At 68.0% G+C, this 309-nt stretch carries 1 pseudogene; it reads right to left on the reverse strand.

Going from position 1 to position 309, the window contains the following annotated elements:
- Nucleotides 1-309: pseudogene (locus HX786_RS31700) on the reverse strand (glutamine synthetase); the annotation flags it as partial.

Raw genomic sequence — 309 nt, forward strand, 5'->3', positions numbered from 1 at the left:
GTCAGCGGCAGGCGCAGGTTGCGGCGCTCGTAACCACGGCCCACCACCGGCGCGCTTGGGCTGATGCCTTCGACCATGCCGATGTAGCCACACAGCAAGCTGGCGGCGATCGCCAGGTACGGGTTGGCGTCGGCACCGGGCAGGCGGTTTTCCACCCGACGGTTTTGTGGGCCGGCGTCCGGAACCCGCAGGCCAACGGTGCGGTTCTCTTCGCCCCACTCCACGTTGACCGGCGCCGAGGTGTCGGGCAGGAAGCGGCGGAACGAGTTGACGTTAGGGGCGAACAGCGGCAACAGCTCGGGGATGAAT

The organism is Pseudomonas sp. 21615526 (assembly GCF_013386245.1).
In the GTDB taxonomy this organism is placed as follows: domain Bacteria; phylum Pseudomonadota; class Gammaproteobacteria; order Pseudomonadales; family Pseudomonadaceae; genus Aquipseudomonas.